The following is a 17,847-nucleotide window of genomic DNA, read 5'->3' as shown; positions in this document are numbered from 1 at the left end:
AGAAAAGCGGAACCCTTTCCTCCGAATCGTTGACCAAATCGTTGCCCGGATCGTTGCCCGGGTGGCCTTGCTCACACAGGGCCCGCACATCGCGATCACACGAGGTCCGCCGCAGGCCCCCGGCGGACCGGTCGGAACGTTCCGACCCCGATGGCGGCTACCCGGCGTCGCACGTGCCACACTCGGCACATGCGCGTGTACCTCGGCTCGGACCATGCCGGCTATGAACTCAAGAACCACCTCGTCGAGTGGCTCACGGCCCAGGGCCACGAGGCCGTGGACTGCGGTCCCCACATCTACGACGCCCAGGACGACTACCCGCCGTTCTGCCTGCGTGCCGCCGAGCGGACCGCCGCGGACCCGGACAGCCTCGGCATCGTGATCGGCGGCTCCGGCAACGGCGAGCAGATCGCCGCCAACAAGGTCAAGGGCGTCCGCGCCGCACTGGCCTGGAGCGAGCAGACCGCCGCCCTGGGCCGCGAGCACAACAACGCCAACGTGGTCGCCATCGGCGGCCGGATGCACTCGGTGGAGGAGTCCACCAAGTTCGTCGAGATCTTCCTCGCCACCCCGTACTCCAACGAGGAGCGTCACACCCGTCGCATCGAGATGCTGACGGCGTACGAGACGACCGGCGAGCTCCCCCCGATCCCGGCCCACCACCCGCAGCAGGGCTGACCCGCCCCACCCCTGTGCCGCCGGTGCTCCCGGCGGCACAGCCATTTCTCCGCGTCACCCCGTCGCCGCGTCCCTACGTCACCGAGGAGAGCCGCCGCCGTGCCCGAGGGACACACCATCCACCGCCTCGCGGCGGACCACCGGGACAGGTTCGCCGGGCGGCCGGTGCGGGTGAGCAGCCCGCAGGGCAAGTTCTCCGCCGGCGCCGCGCTGCTCGACGGCCGGCCCCTCACCGGCGTCGACGCCCACGGCAAGCACCTCTTCCTCGGCTTCGGGGGCACCGGCTGGGTCCATATCCACCTGGGCCTGTTCGGCAAGCTCGGATTCGGTACGGTCCCGGCCCCGCCACCCACCAGCACGGTCCGGCTGCGCCTGCTGAACGAGGAGCACCACGCGGATCTGCGCGGTCCGACGGCCTGCGCGCTGATCACCGATCCGGAGAAGCGCGCGATACACGACCGCCTCGGACCGGACCCGCTGCGGACCGACGAGGACGGCGAGCGGGCCTGGCTGCGGATCTCGCGCAGCCGGATCACCGTCGCGGCCCTGCTGATGGACCAGAAGGTCATCGCGGGGGTCGGCAACGTCTACCGCGCGGAGGTGCTGTTCCGGCACGGGATCGACCCGTACCGCCTCGGCAGGGACCTCACCCGCGCGCAGTGGGACGCGATCTGGGCGGACCTGGTGGCGCTGATGCGCGAGGGCGTGCGGAACAACCGGATCGACACGGTCCGCCCCGAGCACCTGCCGGAGGCGATGGGGCGCCCGCCGCGGGTCGACGACCACGGCGGCGAGGTGTACGTGTACCGCCGGGCCCGCCAGTCCTGCCACATCTGCGGCGGCGAGATCCGCACCGCCGACCTCGCCGCCCGCAATCTCTTCTGGTGCCCGGGCTGCCAGAAGCCCTGAAGTCGCCCGCCAGGGGTTACGGGACTGCCCTCAGAACCCCCTGGGCAGCCACGGGGCCGTGTCCGACAAGAACGCCGACGACGTCTCCGCCAGCGCGCCCGCCCGCAGCTCCCGTACCCGCCCGGCCAGACCCAGCGAGCTCAGCGACTCGCCGCCCAGATACGCGGAGCCCAACTCCCGTACCGAGAGCGCGAGATCGGCCGGGTCGTCGGTGCGCCGGCACGACGCGACGCCCTTCTCGTCGGCCGTGAGCCGCCAACGCCCCGCGTTCCAGGGGCAGAACGCGTCCTCCACCTCGAACACCACGTCCAGCGGGCCCCGGTACGTCCGGGCCTCCAACGCCGCCCCCAGCTCCACCAGACGCACATGGAGCGAATCGCGGACCCGGATGTTGCACCGCCGCACGTCCGACACCAGGTGCAGCACCGCGTCGTCGACCGGGCGGTTGCGGGCCACGATCGTCGTCATCAGGTCGATGTCGAAGACGAAGCGCCACAGCGCCGCGTACGCCGCCGGGTCCAGCGCGGCCAGGTCGTTGACCACGACGGTGCCCTTGGGGCCGGCCGGCTCCCACTCCGGCTTGATGTGGTACGTCACATTGCCGACGATCTCCCCGTCCCGCTCCGCCAGCACGCACTGCTGCGCCGAGGAGCCCTGTCGGTGGGCGACCGGGTCGACCATGGGCTTGCGCTCCCAGCCGGGCGCGTGGGCCGGGACGCCGGGACGGCCGGAGACCAGCTGCTCGTACACGCTCTCGCACGCCGCCATCGCCTCGTCCGGCTTCGCGTGGCGCAGCCGCACCTCGTCCGTGCCCGGCGGCACGTCCAGCCGGATCCGGTCCTTCTCGATCGTCAGGGACATCTGCCGCGAGGCGGCGCCGTAGCCGAACCGGCCGTAGATCACCGGTTCCGAGGCCGTCAGTACGGCGAACGGCTCGCCCAGCGCGCGGATGTCGTCCAGCTGCCGGCGCATCATCGAGGTCAGCAGCCCGCGCCTGCGGTGCGTGGAGGCGACGCTCACCATCGTGATCCCGGCGGCGGGCACCAGCGCCCCGCCCGGCACCGCGACCCGGAAGCTGAACGCCCCCGCCGTGCCGACCACGTCGTCACCGTCCCAGATGCCGAGCGACCGCTCGGGCTCGGTCAGCTGCTCGAACAGCTCGCGCTCCTCGGGAGTCTCCGGGTCCCCGCCGAACGCCAGCTCCAGACACTCGAACCATTGGTTCCATTCGGACGGACGCAGTACACGAAGCTCAGTAGTCATGGGCCATGCCTACCAGGGGGCAGGGCGGCGGGGCGACCCGATTTCGAACGCATTGTCACGGGGTCCCCCTGCACCTCGGGCGGCCGGGTAGATAGGGTCCCGGCAATGGCCCGTCGCGCAGGAGCAGACACGTACCCGGCCCGATTGCGGAAATCGGCGCACCGGGCACGCATCGCGCTGCGCAAGTCCGGTGTCGACTACTTCCGCGGCGACGGCTCGGACTGGATCGCGCTGGTCGGCCTGCTGCTGACCATTCCCGCCATCACCTGCGCCACGCTGTTCGATCCGATGTGGTGTTCACCGGCCGCACTCGTCCTGCCGATCGTCGCGGGCGGCCTGCTGCTGCGCCCGGCCAGTCTGCTGGGCCTGTACGCGACCGCCGCCACGGCCCTGATCGTGGAGTCGATCGGACTGGGCCCGTACGACGACGGTCCGGCCCGGGTGACACCGGGAATCGTCCTGGTGGTCGCGGCCTGCGGCTTCTTCGGGCTGGTCCTCGCCCAGTTCCGGGCCAGGGTCGGTGTGCCGTGGCGGCGCGGCGGCACCATGCTCTTCGACCTGCGCGAACGCATCCGGGTGCAGAGCGCCCTGCCCAGGCTGCCGCAGGGCTGGCACCGCGAGATGGCGCTGCGCCCGGCGGGCGGGCAGTCCTTCTCCGGGGACTTCGTCGTCGCCGCCCGCACCAACGGCGGACGGACCCTGGAAGCCGTGCTCACCGATGTCTCCGGCAAGGGCATGGACGCGGGCTCCCGCGCCCTCCTGCTGTCCGGGGCCTTCGGCGGTCTGCTCGGCTCGCTGCCCCCGCACGGCTTCCTGCCGGCGGCCAACGGCTATCTGCTGCGCCAGGACTGGGACGAGGGGTTCGCCACCTCGATCCATCTGGTCCTGGACCTCGAATCGGGCGATTACGAACTCCTGTCGGCCGGGCACCCGCCCGCCCTCCAGCTCCACTCGGGCAGCGGTCAGTGGGAGGAGAAGGCGGCCGAGGGGCCGCTGCTGGGGGTGTACGACGGGGCGCAGTTCGACGCCGTGAAGGGCTCGCTGGCCCCCGGCGACGTGCTGATGCTGTTCACGGACGGCCTGGTCGAGGCATCGGACCGCGATATCGCGGAGGGCATCGACCGGTTGACCGGTGAGGCCGACCGCTATGTCGCCACCGGGTTCGAGGGCGCGGCCTGGCATCTGATCGAGGCGTGCGCCAAGGACGTCAACGACGACCGGGCGCTGCTGCTGTTGTCGCGCAGATCCTGAACCGTACGCAAACGGCCCGAACCGGGCGCGGGTCAACGGCGATCGGTCCATCACCGGAACGTGGACACCGGCATGTCCGGGTACGGGTACGGCGAGGCCCGTCCCCGTACCCGGAACACCGCGGGAAGCGTGCGTGCCAGACCGTGGCTGCCCGATTGGAGGTCACCCGACAGCCTCTCAGGCCGGGACCGCGAGTTTCCCGGCGCCGTCGTCGCTGTCACTGTCCTCACCCCGGCCCCGCCCGCCCGGCAGGATGCGGGCCAGCCAGTGCGAGCGCCCGGCCGCCAGCGGCGCGAGGACCGCGAGGAGGAGCACATAGCCCGCGATGAACGGGGAGAGCCGCTCGTCCAGCCCCGCGGCCGCCGCCATCGTCGCGAGGATCAGGGCGAACTCGCCGCGCGCCACCAGCGTGGTGGAGATGTTCGCCGTGGCCTGCGGGCCGAACGCGTACACCTTCGCGGCGGCGAGCCCGGCGAAGACGTTCATGACCAGGGTCACCGCGACGGCGGCCAGCACCGGCCACAGCACGGTCGGCAGATCGCCCGGGTCGATGGAGAGCCCGAAGGCGAAGAAGAAGATCGCGCCGAAGGCGTCCCGCAGCGGGTGGACCAGCTTGAGGATGCGCTCGCCGGAGGTCGTGCTGCCGAGCATCAGGCCGACCATGAACGCGCCGATCGCGTCCGCGACCCCGAACCACTCCGAGACGCCCGCCACGAAGACCGCGGCGCCGAGGAAGGAGATGACGAGGAGTTCGTCGTCACGGGTGTTGATCAGCTTGCCGATGACCCGGGTGCCGAAGCGGGCGGCCAGCGCGAGCAGCAGCAGGAAGCCGAAGGCCTTGCCGCCGTCGACCGCCGCGGCGGACAGGCTGTCGGCGCCCGACAGGATGGGCTGGAGCGCGGCCAGGTAGAGGGCGAGGAAGACGTCCTCGACCACGATGATGCCGAGGATCGGTTTGGTCTCCGGATTGCCGATACGGCCCAGGTCGACCAGGACCTTGGTGACGATGGCCGACGACGAGATGCCGAGCACACCGGCGAGGACGAGTGCTTCCGACGTGCCCCAGCCGAGCGCGAAGCCGAAGCCGAGCCCGGCGCCGACGTTCAGGGCGAGATAGGTGCCGCCCGCGATGGCCATCTTGCGGCCGCCGGTCTTGAGGTCGTCGAGGTGGAATTCGAGACCGAGGTAGAAGAGCAGCAGCACCAGGCCGAGTGCGGAGAGCATCTCCAGCTCGTGCGGGTCGGCGACGAGCACGATGCCGGGCGTGTGCGGGCCGAGCAGGATTCCGGCCAGGATGAACAGGGGGATGGTCGGCAGTCCGATGCGGCTGCCGACGCGGGCGAGAACGGCGGCGGCGAGGAAGGCGCCGCCCATGGCGATGAGCGTGTCTGCGTGTCCGATGGGCCCGATCCTTCGTTAGGTCAAGAGAGTGTCAAGGAAGCGTCAGTAATTAGTTTACCGAACGATTGACGTTGCAACTGTCCCCTTCGGGAAAACGTCGGGAATGCCTCCGGAACCCCTCGCGAATCCGCCGGGAAGACGTCGGTGTTCCGTCCGCCGCGGTCCGCCATCCCCCCGTTGGGACCTGGGGTTTTCCCCACCCCCGATCCGCCAGCAGCCGCCATGGTCCGGACCCGCCCCCGATCCGTAGGTTCGAGGCGTGGTCGAAGAAGCGGCCGATGAGCGACGGAAGGCGGACATCATGGGGCTGCGAAGCACCAGGCAGCGCGCGCAGGACAGGCAGTACCCGACGGACATCCACCAGGGGTCCGGGCCCTCGGACCTCGCCGTCGAACTGCGCGGCGTCCGCAGGCAGTACGGCCGGGGCGGCTCCGCCGTCCACGCGCTGCGGGGCATCGACCTCGCCCTCCCGCGCTCCAGCTTCACCGCCGTCATGGGACCGTCCGGCTCCGGGAAGTCGACCTTCCTCCAGTGCGCGGCCGGACTCGACCGTCCCACCGAGGGCTCCGTACGCCTCGGCGGTACCGAGATCACCGGCATGAGCGAGAACCGGCTCACCGAACTGCGCCGCACCCGCCTCGGCTTCGTCTTCCAGGCCTTCAACCTGCTGCCGTCCCTGACGGTCGAGCAGAACGTCGTCCTGCCCATGCGCCTGGCCGGACAGCGCACCGGCTCCGCCCGCAGCCGCCGCGAAGCCACCGAGATGCTCACCCGGGTCGGCCTCGGCGACAAGGGCGACCGCCGCCCCGGCCAGCTCTCCGGCGGCCAGCAGCAGCGCGTCGCCGTCGCCCGCGCCCTGGTCACCCGGCCCGATGTGATCTTCGCCGACGAGCCGACCGGCGCCCTCGACACCACCACCGCCGCCGAGATCCTCGCCCTGCTCCGCAACGCGGTGGACAACCTCGGCGCCACCGTCGTCATGGTCACCCACGACCCGGCCGCCGCCGCCTACGCCGACCAGGTGCTCTTCCTCGCCGACGGCGCCATCGCGGACAGCCTGCCGCGCGCCGGCGCCGCACAGATCGCCGCCCGGATGACCGCGCTGACCGCGCGCACCGCCCCCGCCCACGCAGGAGCAGCAGCCTGATGTCCATCCCGCACGCCCCGAACGGCCTCGCCCGCGCGGCCGTCCGCTTCAAACCCTCGTCGTTCATCGGGACCTTCGTCGCGCTCCTGCTGGCCGCGGCCGTCGTCTCCGCCTGCGGCATCCTGACGGAGTCCGGCCTGCGCGCCTCCGTACCCGCGGACCGCTACGCGAAGGCCCCCGTGGTGGTCGCCGCCGACCAGAAGATCCATCTGAAGTCCGGCAGCGGCGACAGCACGGAGGAGACCGACGTACTGATCCCGGACACCGCGCGGCTGCCCGAATCCCTGGTGGCGAAGGCCGCCTCGGCCCCCGGCGCCGCCACCGCGATCGGGGACGTCGGCTACTCGGTACGACAGGACGGCACCCCCCTCACCGCGCACGGCTGGGGCTCCACCGCCCTCACCGGTACGCGGCTGGTCACCGGCGACGCGCCCGGGGCCGGCGAGGTCGTCGTCCCGGCCGGCACCAAGAGCCGGGTCGGCGACACCGTCGCCCTCGACACGCCCGCGGGCGTAAGGGAGTTCCAGGTGTCGGGCACCACCGCCGCCGACGCCACCGTCTGGTTCGCCGACCGGCAGGCCGTACAGCTCTCCGGCCACCCCGGCCGGGTCGACGCCATCGCCGTGCTCGCCGACCGGGGCACCGCCACCGACACCCTCGCCGACCAGGTCCGCACGGCCGTCGGCCGCGCAGCCACCGCCAAGGTCCACACCGGTGACGACCGGGGCGCCGTCGAGACCCCGGCCCTCGCGAGCACCAAGGAACTCCTTCTCGGACTCGGCCTCTCCTTCGGCGGCGTCGCCACTCTGGTCGCCGTCTTCACCGCCGCCGGCACGGTCGCCCTCTCCGTGGGCCAGCGCAGCCGAGAGTTCGCCCTGCTGCGTGCCATCGGGGCCACCCCGCGCCAGCTGCGCCGCACCATCGCCACGGAGTCCCTGCTCGTCGCCCCGCTCGCCGGAGCGCTCGGCTGCCTGCCCGGAACCGCCCTGGCCGAGTGGTGGTTCGGACAGCTCCAGGACCGGGGAGCGGTCCTCGAAAGCGTCACCCTGCACATCTCCTGGCTGCCACTGGCCATCGCGGCGGCCACCACCATGCTCACCGCGCTGGGCGCCGGCTACCTCGCCGCGCGGCGCCCCGCCAAGTTGAAGCCGGGACTCGCCCTGGCCCAGACGGCCGTGGAGCGCGCCCCGTTCGGCGTGATCCGCACCCCGCTCGGCATCGCCGCCCTCGTCGGCGGTGTGGTCCTCGCCGGAGTCGCGGCCTCCACGTCCGGCGGCGATTCGGCGAACGCGGCCCTGGGCGTCGTCATGCTCTTCATGGTCGCGGTCGGGCTGCTCGGCCCGGTGATCGCCCGGATCTGCGCCGCCGTCATCGGCTTCCCGCTGCGCGCCGCCGGTGCGTCGGGCTCGCTGGCCGCCGCCAACTCCCGTACCAACTCCCGTCGGCTGGCCTCCGCGATCACCCCGATCGTGCTCGCCATGGCCTTCTCGTCGACGCTCGTCTTCATGCAGACCAGCCAGGAGCGGGTGACCGCCCACCAGCAGCGCGACGCGATCACCGCCGACCACATCGTCTCCGCCCCGGCGGGACTCGGCTCCGACGCGACCGGACGGGCCGCCGCCACTCCCGGTGTCTCCACCGCGGTCGGACTGCTCCGCGGCTCCGTCCTGGTGCAGGGCGGCGGAGGCCTGGTGCTGCAGAGCGCCTCCGCGCAGGGCGTCATCGGCTCCGGCAAGGAGCTCGCCAGGGTCCAGGACCTCGACGTCAGGACCGGCTCCCTCACCGGCCTGCGGCCCGGAACCGTCGCCGTCGACACCACGCTCGCCGACACGGCGGACGTGCGCACGGGCGACCGGCTCGCCCTGCGGCTGCCGGACGGCACCAAGGCGAACCCGAAGGTCGTCGCGGTCTACGGACGCGGCCTCGGCACCAGCCTCGTCACGTTCCCCGCAGCCGACCTGAAGACCCATATGACCTCGCCGTACGCCACCGACATCCTGGTACGGGCCACCCCCGCCGCCGCACAGAAGCTCACCGCGCTCGGCACCGTCACCGACTCCTCCGGCTACGCCACGGCACAGGACAAGGACCGCGAGCTCAACGCCTGGGCCAACACCGTCATGGCCGCGGTACTCGGCGGATTCGCCGCGATCGCCGCCATCAACACCCTGGTGATGACCGTCCTCGACCGCCGCCGCGAACTGACCATGCTGCGCCTGGTCGGCTCCACCCGCAGTCAGGTCATGGGCATGATCCGCTGGGAGGCGCTGCTGGTCACGGTGGCCGGCGTCGCGCTCGGCACCGGCATCGCGATGGCCACGCTCTTCCCGATGATGAAGGGCCTGACCGGCGAGTCGCCGTACATCCCGCCGGTCCTGTACGGGAGTTTCGTCGCCGCGACCGTCGGCCTCGGCCTCTTCGCCATGGTGGTCCCGGCCCGAGCGGCCCTGCGCGGAACGGCCGCCCGTCCGTAGAGTCGGGTCATGACCGCGTCACACGCACACCTGACCCTGGCCGAAGTAGAGGCGATCGCCCGTGAGGCCCACGCCCAGCAGCGGGACAAGGCGGGACGCCCGTACACCGAACACCTCGCCGCCGTCGCCGAGGGGGTACGGACCAGGGGCGGCAGCGACGAACAGATCGCCGCGGCCTGGCTGCACGACGCGGTCGAGGACGACGCGCTGTCGGCGCGGTGGCTGGCCGACGCCGCGCTGCCGCAGCAGGTGAAGGACATGGTCCTCGCCGTCACCAAACGTGACGGCGAGGACCTCCGTTCGTACACCCGGCGCATCCTGGACACCCCGGGCGCGCTGCTGATCAAGGAGTCCGACCTGGCACACAACGCGGACCCGGCCCGCCTCGCCGTGCTGGAACCGGCGACCCGTACCCGGCTGACCGAGAAGTATGCGCTGGTACGGGGACTGCTGGGTCTCACCCCGGGCGAATCGCCCGCCGAGCAATCGGTTCAAGCCAACACGGCGAAGGACTGATCCACTCGGCCGCCCGATCAGAGGTCACCCGCCAGGCTCTCAGAGCCTGGCCGAGTCCCGCCGGAACGCCCAGTCCATGTCGGGCTCGGTCACCGGGCGCAGCGCCCGCCGCACCGGCGGCGTGCACATCAGTGTCACGGCAACGGCCGCGACCAGGGAGACGAGGACCAGGCCGGCGGGCGCCGAGAGCCAGTCGTAGATGTCGAACACCCCGGCGTATCCGGCTCCCTTGATCAGGAAGCCGTGCAGCAGATAGCCGGAGATCGTCCCGGCGCCGAGCACCGTGAACCACATGTGGCGGCGCGGCACCCAGGACAGGAACCCGATGGTGAGCAGCAGCGCGCAGCCGAACATCGCCAGCGTCATCACGGCACCGGACCACCACGGGGCGCCCATCTCCTGCGCGCTGTTGCTGCGGTAGAACCAGCCCAACTGCATCCGTGGCGCCGCCCAGTACGCGAACACCAGGGCCCCGGCGAACAGCGGGAGCGCGAGCATCCGCACCTCGCGCCGGCGCACCAGCTGGAAGTGCTCGGGCCGCAGCCGGAGCCCCAGCACGAAGAACGGCAGGAACTGCAGAACACGCTGGAGATCGAGATCGTCGCCGATCGCCGGGGAGAAGGAGGCGAGCACTGCGATGACGAGCGCGACCGGCAGCGGATGGCGCAGCGCCTGCCACAGCGGCGTGGTGATCCGCCAGATGAACAGCGCGATCAGGAACCAGGTGAGGTACCAGGGGTCGAGCAGGGTGACCGACAGATCGGCCTGGTCGTCCGCGTACCGCTTGAACAGCGAATACGCCGTCTCGAACACCACATAGGGCACGGCGACGCCGGTGACCAGGCGCCTCACCTTGGCGGCGGACATGTCGAACGAGCGGGAGAAGTAGCCGGAGACGATGATGAACGCCGGCATGTGAAAGGTGTACGCCACCATGTACAGCGCACGGGCGGTCCGGCTGCCGTCCATCACCGGTTCCCACGAGTGCGCCACCGCGACGAGCACGATGGCCAGATATTTGGCGTTGTCGAAGTAGGCGTCACGCCTCTTCGCCGGTGCGGTCGCCGGAGGCTTGTTCGCCACCGGTGCGGGGGGTGCCGCGGTGGCGGTCGTCCCTCGGGGTCTGGGCTCCGACTCCCGGGTCGCCGATGGGAGCGGGGCCCTCTGAAATACGTTCGGAGCGTGGAACATCTCATGCACCTTAGACGCCTCGATTGGAATTCGTAAAACCGCTCAGGGATATCGCGTGTTCCCGACCAATCGAAAGTGAAACCACCGGCAACCGCCCGCTATGCACCGATTCATCCACCTTAAATGGTGCATATCGGAAGGCTGTTGGGGGGCGTGAATTTCATCGCACTTGAACCTTGGAATTGCATGTGAATGAAGTGTGTGGATATGGAAACCGTCACATTCGCACGTCATTGCGATTGATGGATTCACAGTTCGCTCACAGGTGTGCGGGGCATTGACCGGGCCCCGTGCGACCCCTCGTGCGGTTGTGCGCCCCAGGCGCGCGCGGGGCGCAAGGATGGCGCGATCCTGTCAGTTCGATCCGTCACCTGGCAGCGACCACAGGGGAGTTGGTGGCACGATGGACGTGACGGAGGAGTGCTCGGATGCACCCCTCCGGGCCGGCAAGGCGGACCGACCAAGGGTGTGATCAGTCGTGGCCATTTCACTGTCTGTGGTGCTGATGTTGGCGATCATCCTGGTGGTCCTGATCCGGGGCGGCTCCATCAAAGCCGGGCCGGCGATCGTCGCGGTGCTCTTCGGCTTCTTCCTGGCATCGACCGGCATGGCGCCGTCGATCAACAGATTCATGAACTCGATAGCGGAGACCATCAACCAGATCTCCTTCTGATCCGGCGGATCAGGCCGAACCGGCCGAACCGTTCGTCCGTGCTCCGGCGCGGGCGACCCGGCACCACGCGAACAGAACGCAAAAGGCCCGGTCCGGCGAGGAATTCGCCGGACCGGGCCCAAGCATGGAGCGGGCGACGGGAATCGAACCCGCGTAGCTAGTTTGGAAGACTAGGGCTCTACCATTGAGCTACGCCCGCAAAGCCGCACCACAGGTCTGGAGGACCGGCGGCACGTGGAGCATCGTAGCGGTTCACGGGCGCTGCCCGCACACCCGATTGCGGCGACCCGGTGTCGCGTTCGGTGCCGCCAGCGCAAAGCGGCCGATGCACCGCCTGACTGCATGTACCCTACGTGTCGCACCGACGGGGTGTGGCGCAGCTTGGTAGCGCGTCCGCTTTGGGAGCGGAAGGTCGTCGGTTCGAATCCGGCCACCCCGACCACCGGCAAGATCAGGGACCATCGCAAGCAGGAACAGGGACCACCCGCAAGATCGCAGACCACGGGCAAGATCGCATTGTGGGAGTCCGACTCCTTGCCGTTACTATGCAAAATGCGTGCCCGTGTGTCTGATGTACCGGGCTCGGTCCGCGAAGCCGCCTCCGTGCGGCGGAGCAGAACCCCAAGAAGTCAGCCACAAGGAGACCGAACCGTGAAGAGCGCCGTGGAGACCCTGAACCCGACCCGGGTTCGGCTCACTGTCGAGGTGCCCTTCGAGGAGCTCAAGGACAGCCTCGACGCGGCGTACAAGAAGATCAACCAGCAGGTCACGGTGAAGGGCTTCCGCAAGGGCAAGATCCCTGCCCGGGTCATCGACCAGCGCTTCGGCCGCGGTGCGGTGCTGGAGGAGGCCGTCAACGACGCCCTCCCGAAGTTCTACACCGAGGCCGTCAACGAGGGTGAGCTCAATGTCCTCGGTCAGCCCGAGGTCGACATCACCGAGCTGAAGGACGGCGAGCTGCTGGCCTTCACCGCCGAGGTTGACGTACGCCCCGAGATCGAGATTCCGGACTACTCCGGCATCGAGGTCACCGTCGACGCCCTCGAGGTCAGCGACGAGGACGTCGAGAAGGCCGTGGAGCAGCTCCGCGAGCGCTTCGCCTCCACCAACCCGGTCGAGCGCGCCGCCGCCGAGGGCGACGTCGTGACGATCGACCTGCAGGCCAAGGTCGACGGCGAGGTCCTGGAGGACGGCGTGGCCGAGGGTGTCTCGTACACCATCGGTTCCGGAGAGCTCCTCGACGGCATCGACGCCGCCGTCACCGGCCTGGAGGCGGGTGGCGAGACCACCTTCACCTCCGAGCTGAAGGGCGGCTCCGCCGAGGGCAAGGAGGCGGAGGTCACCGTCAAGGTCGCCACCGTCGCCGCCCGTGAGCTCCCCGAGCTGGACGACGAGTTCGCCCAGATGGCGAGCGAGTTCGACACCCTCGACGAGCTCAAGGCGGACAGCCGCAAGCGCCTCGAGAACACCAAGCAGTACGACCAGGCCACCCAGGCCCAGGAGCGCGTCCTGGACGAGCTGCTGAAGCTCGCCGAGGTCCCGATCCCGGAGAAGCTGCTCGCGGACGAGGTCCAGACCCGCAAGCACAACCTGGAGCACCACCAGCTCGGTCAGATGGGTCTGACCCTCGACAAGTACCTGGAGATCCAGGGCAAGACGGCCGAGGAGTTCGACGCCGAGACGTCCGAGCAGGCGATCAAGGGCATCAAGACCCAGTTCATCCTGGACGAGATCGTCAACAAGGAGAAGCTGAACGTCAACCAGGAGGAGCTCACCGAGCACCTCATGCGGCGCGCTGCTTCCTCCGGCATGAGCCCCGACCAGTTCGCCCAGGCCGTCGTCGAGGGCGGCCAGGTGCCGATGCTCGTCGGCGAGGTCGCCCGCGGCAAGGCGCTGGCCGTGGTCGTCGAGGCCGCCAAGGTCGTCGACACCAACGGTGAGCTCGTCGAGCTGGAGGACGACGAGGAGGAGGCCATCGAGGCCGTCGAGGCCGCCGAGGGCACCACCGAGGCAGCCACCGACGTCACCGAGGCCGCCGAGGAGAAGAACGAGGCCTGAGCCTCGCGCTGAACCCGAACGACGGGCTCCGGACGCTTGTGCGTCCGGAGCCCGTCGTCGTATGGCGTACGGTGCCCCACAACCCTTGTGCGGACTGCGGAGCTTGCGCTCCCAGCGAACAGTTGCGGAAGCGGGATGGCGTTGTCCTACCTGCGCGTTAGGGTCCATGAATAGGAAGGGCAGGGGAGTCCCCGCCCACCCGGTACGAAGACGCTGAGACGGCCGGAGCCGTCAGAGACGAGCAGGTGGATACGTGACGAATCTGATGCCCTACGCCGCCGGAGAGCCGTCCCTCGGTGGAGGCCTCGGTGACCAGGTCTACAGCCGACTGCTCGGCGAGCGCATCATCTTCCTCGGTCAGCAGGTCGACGATGAGATCGCCAACAAGATCACGGCGCAGCTGCTTCTCCTTGCCGCCGACCCGGACAAGGACATCTACCTCTACATCAACAGCCCCGGCGGTTCGGTGACGGCGGGCATGGCGGTCTACGACACCATGCAGTACATCCCGAACGACGTGGTTACCATCGGTATGGGCATGGCGGCCTCGATGGGCCAGTTCCTGCTCACCGGCGGCACCGCGGGCAAGCGCTTCGCGCTCCCGAACACCGACATCCTCATGCACCAGGGTTCGGCCGGCATCGGCGGTACGGCCTCGGACATCAAGATCCAGGCCCAGTACCTGCTGCGCACCAAGCAGCGGATGGCGGAGATCACCGCCCGCCACTCCGGCCAGACGGTCGAGACGATCATCCGCGACGGCGACCGCGACCGCTGGTACACCGCGGAGGAGGCCAAGGAGTACGGCCTCATCGACGAGATCATCACGATCGCATCGGGCGTTCCGGGCGGCGGCGGCACCGGCGCCTGATCCGGTACCCACCGGATCCGGCTCCACCGCCCCGCGCACCTCTCGTACGCCGAGACACCCAGCCACAGAACGCCACCAGGATGGTGAACACCCACATGAACAACTTCCCCGGCGCCTCCGCGAGCGGCCTCTACACCGGCCCGCAGGTGGACAACCGCTACATCGTGCCGCGCTTCGTGGAGCGCACCTCGCAGGGCGTGCGTGAGTACGACCCGTACGCGAAGCTCTTCGAGGAGCGCGTGATCTTCCTCGGCGTGCAGATCGACGACGCCTCCGCCAACGACGTCATGGCGCAGCTGCTGTGCCTGGAGTCGATGGACCCGGACCGGGACATCTCGATCTACATCAACAGCCCCGGCGGCTCGTTCACCGCGCTCACCGCGATCTACGACACGATGCAGTTCGTGAAGCCGGACATCCAGACGGTCTGCATGGGCCAGGCGGCCTCCGCCGCGGCCGTGCTGCTCGCCGCGGGTACGCCCGGCAAGCGGATGGCGCTGCCCAACGCCCGTGTGCTGATCCACCAGCCGTCCTCGCAGACCGGCCGTGAGCAGCTCTCCGACCTGGAGATCGCGGCCAACGAGATCCTGCGGATGCGCACCCAGCTGGAGGAGATGCTGGCCAAGCACTCCACCACGCCGATCGACAAGATCCGCGACGACATCGAGCGCGACAAGATCCTGACCGCCGAGGACGCCCTCGCCTACGGTCTCGTCGACCAGATCGTATCGACCCGCAAGCAGGCGGCCACGGCCGTCTGACGTCGGCCTTCACCCCTTGGCACGCCACGTTCGCCCGGTCTTGGCCGTGTGAACCGTGCCAAGGGGGGCCCGAACGGGGGCCAAGGCAAGGTACCGTCGGATAGAGGCACCAGGAGCCGCTGAACCAAGCTGCTCCCAGGCGAAGGGGAAGCACCTCGTGGCACGCATCGGTGATGGCGGCGACCTGCTCAAGTGCTCGTTCTGCGGAAAGAGCCAGAAGCAGGTGAAGAAGCTCATCGCGGGACCCGGTGTGTACATCTGCGACGAGTGCATCGATCTCTGCAACGAGATCATCGAGGAGGAGCTCGCCGAGACCTCCGAGGTGCGGTGGGAGGAACTCCCCAAGCCGCGCGAGATCTACGAGTTCCTCGAGGGGTACGTCGTCGGGCAGGAGCCCGCGAAGAAGGCCCTCTCGGTCGCTGTGTACAACCACTACAAGCGGGTCCAGGCGGGTGAGAACGGCGGCGCCCAGGGCCGGGACGACGCCATCGAGCTGGCCAAGTCCAACATCCTGCTGCTCGGGCCCACGGGCTCGGGCAAGACGCTGCTCGCTCAGACGCTGGCCCGCATGCTCAATGTCCCGTTCGCCATCGCCGACGCGACGGCGCTGACGGAGGCCGGCTATGTCGGCGAGGACGTCGAGAACATCCTGCTGAAGCTGATCCAGGCCGCGGACTACGACGTCAAGAAGGCCGAGACCGGGATCATCTACATCGACGAGATCGACAAGGTCGCCCGCAAGAGCGAGAACCCGTCGATCACCCGCGATGTCTCCGGCGAGGGCGTGCAGCAGGCCCTGTTGAAGATCCTGGAGGGCACCACCGCCTCCGTACCGCCGCAGGGCGGCCGGAAGCACCCGCACCAGGAGTTCATCCAGATCGACACGACGAACGTGCTGTTCATCGTGGGCGGCGCCTTCTCCGGTCTGGAGCGGATCATCGAGTCCCGGGCGGGTGCCAAGGGCATCGGCTTCGGCGCCACGATCCGTTCCAAGCGGGAGATCGAGGCGAGCGACCAGTTCCAGGAGGTCATGCCGGAGGACCTGGTGAAGTTCGGGATGATCCCGGAGTTCATCGGCCGGCTGCCCGTCCTCACCTCGGTCCACAACCTGGACCGTGAGGCGCTGCTGCAGATCCTCGTCGAGCCGCGCAACGCGCTGGTGAAGCAGTACCAGCGGCTCTTCGAACTCGACGGTGTCGAGCTGGACTTCGACCGCCCGGCCCTGGAGGCCATCGCCGACCAGGCGATCCTGCGCGGCACCGGCGCGCGTGGCCTGCGGGCCATCATGGAGGAGGTCCTCCAGTCCGTGATGTACGAGGTGCCGTCCCGCAAGGACGTCGCCCGGGTCGTCATCACGGCGGACGTCGTCCGCAACAACGTGAACCCGACGCTGGTCCCGCGCGAGCCGCGGACGATCGGCAAGGGTGACGGCGGGCGGCACGAGAAGTCCGCGTAGCGGTAGGCATACGGAAAAGGGGCGCCCGGCCAGGTGAACTGGCGGGCGCCCCTTCCGTGTTGCGGTGCGATCAGATCTTGGTGCGGGACGTGTTGTAGAGCTTGGCGGCCAGGGTGGCCATGTCGTCCAGGGAGATGCCCTTCCCGGCCAGGGCGAGCGATGTGTCGATGGCGTTGACCACGCCGACCGTGCTGTAGTCGGCCCAGACGCAGACCGGGACCGTGAATTCCTTCGGGCCCTTTGCGGCGGTGCCGTCGCCGCCCTTGTTGGTTATCTTCATTTCCTGGCACTTCATCAGCGCGCCTTCGAATCCGGACGGCGTGACGGACTCGGGGCTGCCGACGAGTTGGACAGTCATGCCCGACTTGCCTTGCTTCATCGCCGCCTCGGCGTTGGCGAAGGAAACCTCGATGGCCTTGGCCGGGTCGGCGACCTCGCCCCAGGCACCCTGCAAGTTGAGCGCCTTGGTGGTGAGCGGATTGTCCTCGGTGCCGACCTGGTAGTCGGCCCCCGCCTGCTGGGGGTTCTTGACTCCCATGGCCTCGGCCTTGGACTTGCGCTCACCGGTCGCCGGTCCCGAGATCTCGCCGGTCGGCTTCTTCTTGTACTCGTCGACCGAGGCCGCAGGCGTCAGCTTGTACCCCTTGGTGGAGTCCGCGACGGAGCCGCTGCCCCCGCCCGACGTCAGGAAGTACACCCCGCCCGCGATGACCGCCAGCGCCACGACGACGCCGCCGATGATCAGGCCGGTCTTCTTCTTCGGCTCGGCCGGGGGGAACGGGGGCTGGCCGCCGTAGGCCGGCTGGCCGCCGTACGGGGGAGTGGGGGGCTGCTGGCCGTACGGGCCGGGCTGCTGGGCCTGCGGGTAGCCGTAGCCCGGCTGGGGCTGCTGCTGGGGCGGGACACCTTGGGGGGCCTGCTGGGGGTAGCCGTAGCCGGGCTGGCCCTGTGGGGGCTGGCCGCCGTACGGGCCCGGCTGCTGGCCGTACGGTCCGGGCTGGCCCTGCGGCTGCTGCCCGTACGGTCCGGGCTGGCCCTGGGGCGGGCCACCGTAGGGTCCGGGCTGGCCCTGGGGCGGCTGGCCGCCGTACGGGCCCGGCTGGTTGTAGCTCATCTGCGGTGTCCCCTGTTCGTCATGCTTATGCGTTCCGAACATCCTGGCGGAAGGGTCGCCCGTATGGAGCACCGGGCGTCACAC

15 protein-coding genes and 2 tRNA genes are annotated in these 17,847 nt (G+C 69.7%); 12 read left to right on the top strand and 5 right to left on the bottom strand.

What is annotated here, in order from left to right; genetic code table 11:
- Positions 1 to 189: 189 nt before the first annotated feature.
- Positions 190 to 678 (top strand): ribose-5-phosphate isomerase, encoded by a 489-nt coding sequence (locus ACFVX4_RS03150; protein ID WP_072483643.1) that lies wholly within the window; start codon positions 190 to 192, stop codon positions 676 to 678.
- 99 nt (positions 679 to 777) lie between these two features.
- On the top strand, positions 778 to 1,587 hold the full coding sequence (locus ACFVX4_RS03145; protein ID WP_389971353.1) for an Fpg/Nei family DNA glycosylase: 810 nt from the start codon (positions 778 to 780) through the stop codon (positions 1,585 to 1,587).
- A gap of 30 nt (positions 1,588 to 1,617) precedes the next feature.
- Here the strand turns inward: ACFVX4_RS03145 and ACFVX4_RS03140 are convergent, their stop codons facing one another.
- Positions 1,618 to 2,850, bottom strand: a complete 1,233-nt coding sequence (locus ACFVX4_RS03140) for a GNAT family N-acetyltransferase (protein WP_389971351.1) — start codon at positions 2,848 to 2,850, stop codon at positions 1,618 to 1,620.
- A 105-nt stretch (positions 2,851 to 2,955) separates the two neighbouring features.
- On the opposite strand from ACFVX4_RS03140, the gene ACFVX4_RS03135 reads away from it, so the two are divergent.
- The gene (locus tag ACFVX4_RS03135; RefSeq protein ID WP_389971349.1) at positions 2,956 to 4,101 is read left to right on the top strand and encodes a PP2C family protein-serine/threonine phosphatase; all 1,146 of its coding nucleotides are present in this window, start codon (positions 2,956 to 2,958) and stop codon (positions 4,099 to 4,101) included.
- 177 nt (positions 4,102 to 4,278) lie between these two features.
- Here the strand turns inward: ACFVX4_RS03135 and ACFVX4_RS03130 are convergent, their stop codons facing one another.
- Positions 4,279 to 5,475, bottom strand: coding sequence for a cation:proton antiporter (locus tag ACFVX4_RS03130; protein ID WP_389971347.1), 1,197 nt, complete (start codon positions 5,473 to 5,475; stop codon positions 4,279 to 4,281).
- 328 nt (positions 5,476 to 5,803) lie between these two features.
- On the opposite strand from ACFVX4_RS03130, the gene ACFVX4_RS03125 reads away from it, so the two are divergent.
- From ACFVX4_RS03125 to ACFVX4_RS03115, 3 genes are read left to right on the top strand one after another with little or no spacing between them, the layout of a single operon-like run.
- Complete coding sequence (locus ACFVX4_RS03125) at positions 5,804 to 6,649, top strand: ABC transporter ATP-binding protein (RefSeq protein WP_389972089.1); 846 nt, start codon at positions 5,804 to 5,806, stop codon at positions 6,647 to 6,649.
- Entirely contained in the window at positions 6,649 to 9,123 is a 2,475-nt protein-coding gene (locus ACFVX4_RS03120) for an FtsX-like permease family protein (protein ID WP_389971345.1), read from the top strand. The genes ACFVX4_RS03125 and ACFVX4_RS03120 overlap by 1 nt, the downstream gene beginning before the upstream one ends.
- A gap of 9 nt (positions 9,124 to 9,132) precedes the next feature.
- Positions 9,133 to 9,639, top strand: coding sequence for an HD domain-containing protein (locus ACFVX4_RS03115; protein ID WP_389971343.1), 507 nt, complete (start codon positions 9,133 to 9,135; stop codon positions 9,637 to 9,639).
- 39 nt (positions 9,640 to 9,678) lie between these two features.
- Here ACFVX4_RS03115 and ACFVX4_RS03110 read toward each other — a convergent pair whose 3' ends face one another.
- Positions 9,679 to 10,830, bottom strand: coding sequence for an acyltransferase family protein (locus tag ACFVX4_RS03110; RefSeq protein ID WP_389971341.1), 1,152 nt, complete (start codon positions 10,828 to 10,830; stop codon positions 9,679 to 9,681).
- A 478-nt stretch (positions 10,831 to 11,308) separates the two neighbouring features.
- Between ACFVX4_RS03110 and ACFVX4_RS03105 the strand changes: the two genes are divergently transcribed.
- A complete protein-coding gene (locus tag ACFVX4_RS03105; protein WP_266419258.1) occupies positions 11,309 to 11,503 on the top strand; it encodes a hypothetical protein in 195 nt (64 codons plus the stop codon).
- Positions 11,504 to 11,628: 125 nt separating this feature from the next.
- Here the strand turns inward: ACFVX4_RS03105 and ACFVX4_RS03100 are convergent.
- Positions 11,629 to 11,702, bottom strand: a tRNA-Gly gene (locus ACFVX4_RS03100).
- A gap of 166 nt (positions 11,703 to 11,868) precedes the next feature.
- Between ACFVX4_RS03100 and ACFVX4_RS03095 the strand changes: the two genes are divergently transcribed.
- From ACFVX4_RS03095 to clpX, 5 genes are all read left to right on the top strand, one after another.
- Positions 11,869 to 11,945, top strand: a tRNA-Pro gene (locus tag ACFVX4_RS03095).
- Positions 11,946 to 12,154: 209 nt separating this feature from the next.
- Positions 12,155 to 13,561 carry a trigger factor gene (tig, locus tag ACFVX4_RS03090; protein ID WP_389971339.1) on the top strand — a complete coding sequence of 469 codons (1,407 nt, stop codon included), beginning with the start codon at positions 12,155 to 12,157 and terminating at the stop codon, positions 13,559 to 13,561.
- Positions 13,562 to 13,826: 265 nt separating this feature from the next.
- Positions 13,827 to 14,432 carry an ATP-dependent Clp protease proteolytic subunit gene (locus ACFVX4_RS03085; RefSeq protein WP_329202714.1) on the top strand — a complete coding sequence of 202 codons (606 nt, stop codon included), beginning with the start codon at positions 13,827 to 13,829 and terminating at the stop codon, positions 14,430 to 14,432.
- A gap of 80 nt (positions 14,433 to 14,512) precedes the next feature.
- Positions 14,513 to 15,193: an ATP-dependent Clp protease proteolytic subunit gene (locus tag ACFVX4_RS03080; RefSeq protein ID WP_093898221.1), complete on the top strand. Its 681-nt coding sequence runs from the start codon at positions 14,513 to 14,515 to the stop codon at positions 15,191 to 15,193.
- 157 nt (positions 15,194 to 15,350) lie between these two features.
- The gene (clpX, locus tag ACFVX4_RS03075) at positions 15,351 to 16,649 is read left to right on the top strand and encodes an ATP-dependent Clp protease ATP-binding subunit ClpX (RefSeq protein WP_072483632.1); all 1,299 of its coding nucleotides are present in this window, start codon (positions 15,351 to 15,353) and stop codon (positions 16,647 to 16,649) included.
- 70 nt (positions 16,650 to 16,719) lie between these two features.
- Here the strand turns inward: clpX and ACFVX4_RS03070 are convergent, their stop codons facing one another.
- Entirely contained in the window at positions 16,720 to 17,763 is a 1,044-nt protein-coding gene (locus ACFVX4_RS03070) for a hypothetical protein (RefSeq protein ID WP_389971335.1), read from the bottom strand.
- Positions 17,764 to 17,847: the final 84 nt, after the last annotated feature.

Source organism: Streptomyces sp. NPDC058240 (assembly GCF_042882135.1).
In the GTDB taxonomy this organism is placed as follows: Bacteria; Actinomycetota; Actinomycetes; order Streptomycetales; family Streptomycetaceae; genus Streptomyces.
This window is presented reverse-complemented; position numbering and strand designations above follow the sequence as displayed.

Coding starts and splice junctions, on each gene's coding strand:
- ACFVX4_RS03150 (WP_072483643.1), top strand. CDS start 190: ATGCGCGTGTACCTCGGCTCGGACCATGCCGGCTATGAACTCAAGAAC.
- ACFVX4_RS03140 (WP_389971351.1), bottom strand. CDS start 2,850: ATGACTACTGAGCTTCGTGTACTGCGTCCGTCCGAATGGAACCAATGG.
- ACFVX4_RS03135 (WP_389971349.1), top strand. CDS start 2,956: ATGGCCCGTCGCGCAGGAGCAGACACGTACCCGGCCCGATTGCGGAAA.
- ACFVX4_RS03130 (WP_389971347.1), bottom strand. CDS start 5,475: ATGGGCGGCGCCTTCCTCGCCGCCGCCGTTCTCGCCCGCGTCGGCAGC.
- ACFVX4_RS03125 (WP_389972089.1), top strand. CDS start 5,804: ATGGGGCTGCGAAGCACCAGGCAGCGCGCGCAGGACAGGCAGTACCCG.
- ACFVX4_RS03120 (WP_389971345.1), top strand. CDS start 6,649: ATGTCCATCCCGCACGCCCCGAACGGCCTCGCCCGCGCGGCCGTCCGC.
- ACFVX4_RS03115 (WP_389971343.1), top strand. CDS start 9,133: ATGACCGCGTCACACGCACACCTGACCCTGGCCGAAGTAGAGGCGATC.
- ACFVX4_RS03110 (WP_389971341.1), bottom strand. CDS start 10,830: ATGTTCCACGCTCCGAACGTATTTCAGAGGGCCCCGCTCCCATCGGCG.
- ACFVX4_RS03085 (WP_329202714.1), top strand. CDS start 13,827: ATGCCCTACGCCGCCGGAGAGCCGTCCCTCGGTGGAGGCCTCGGTGAC.
- ACFVX4_RS03080 (WP_093898221.1), top strand. CDS start 14,513: ATGGTGAACACCCACATGAACAACTTCCCCGGCGCCTCCGCGAGCGGC.
- ACFVX4_RS03070 (WP_389971335.1), bottom strand. CDS start 17,763: ATGAGCTACAACCAGCCGGGCCCGTACGGCGGCCAGCCGCCCCAGGGC.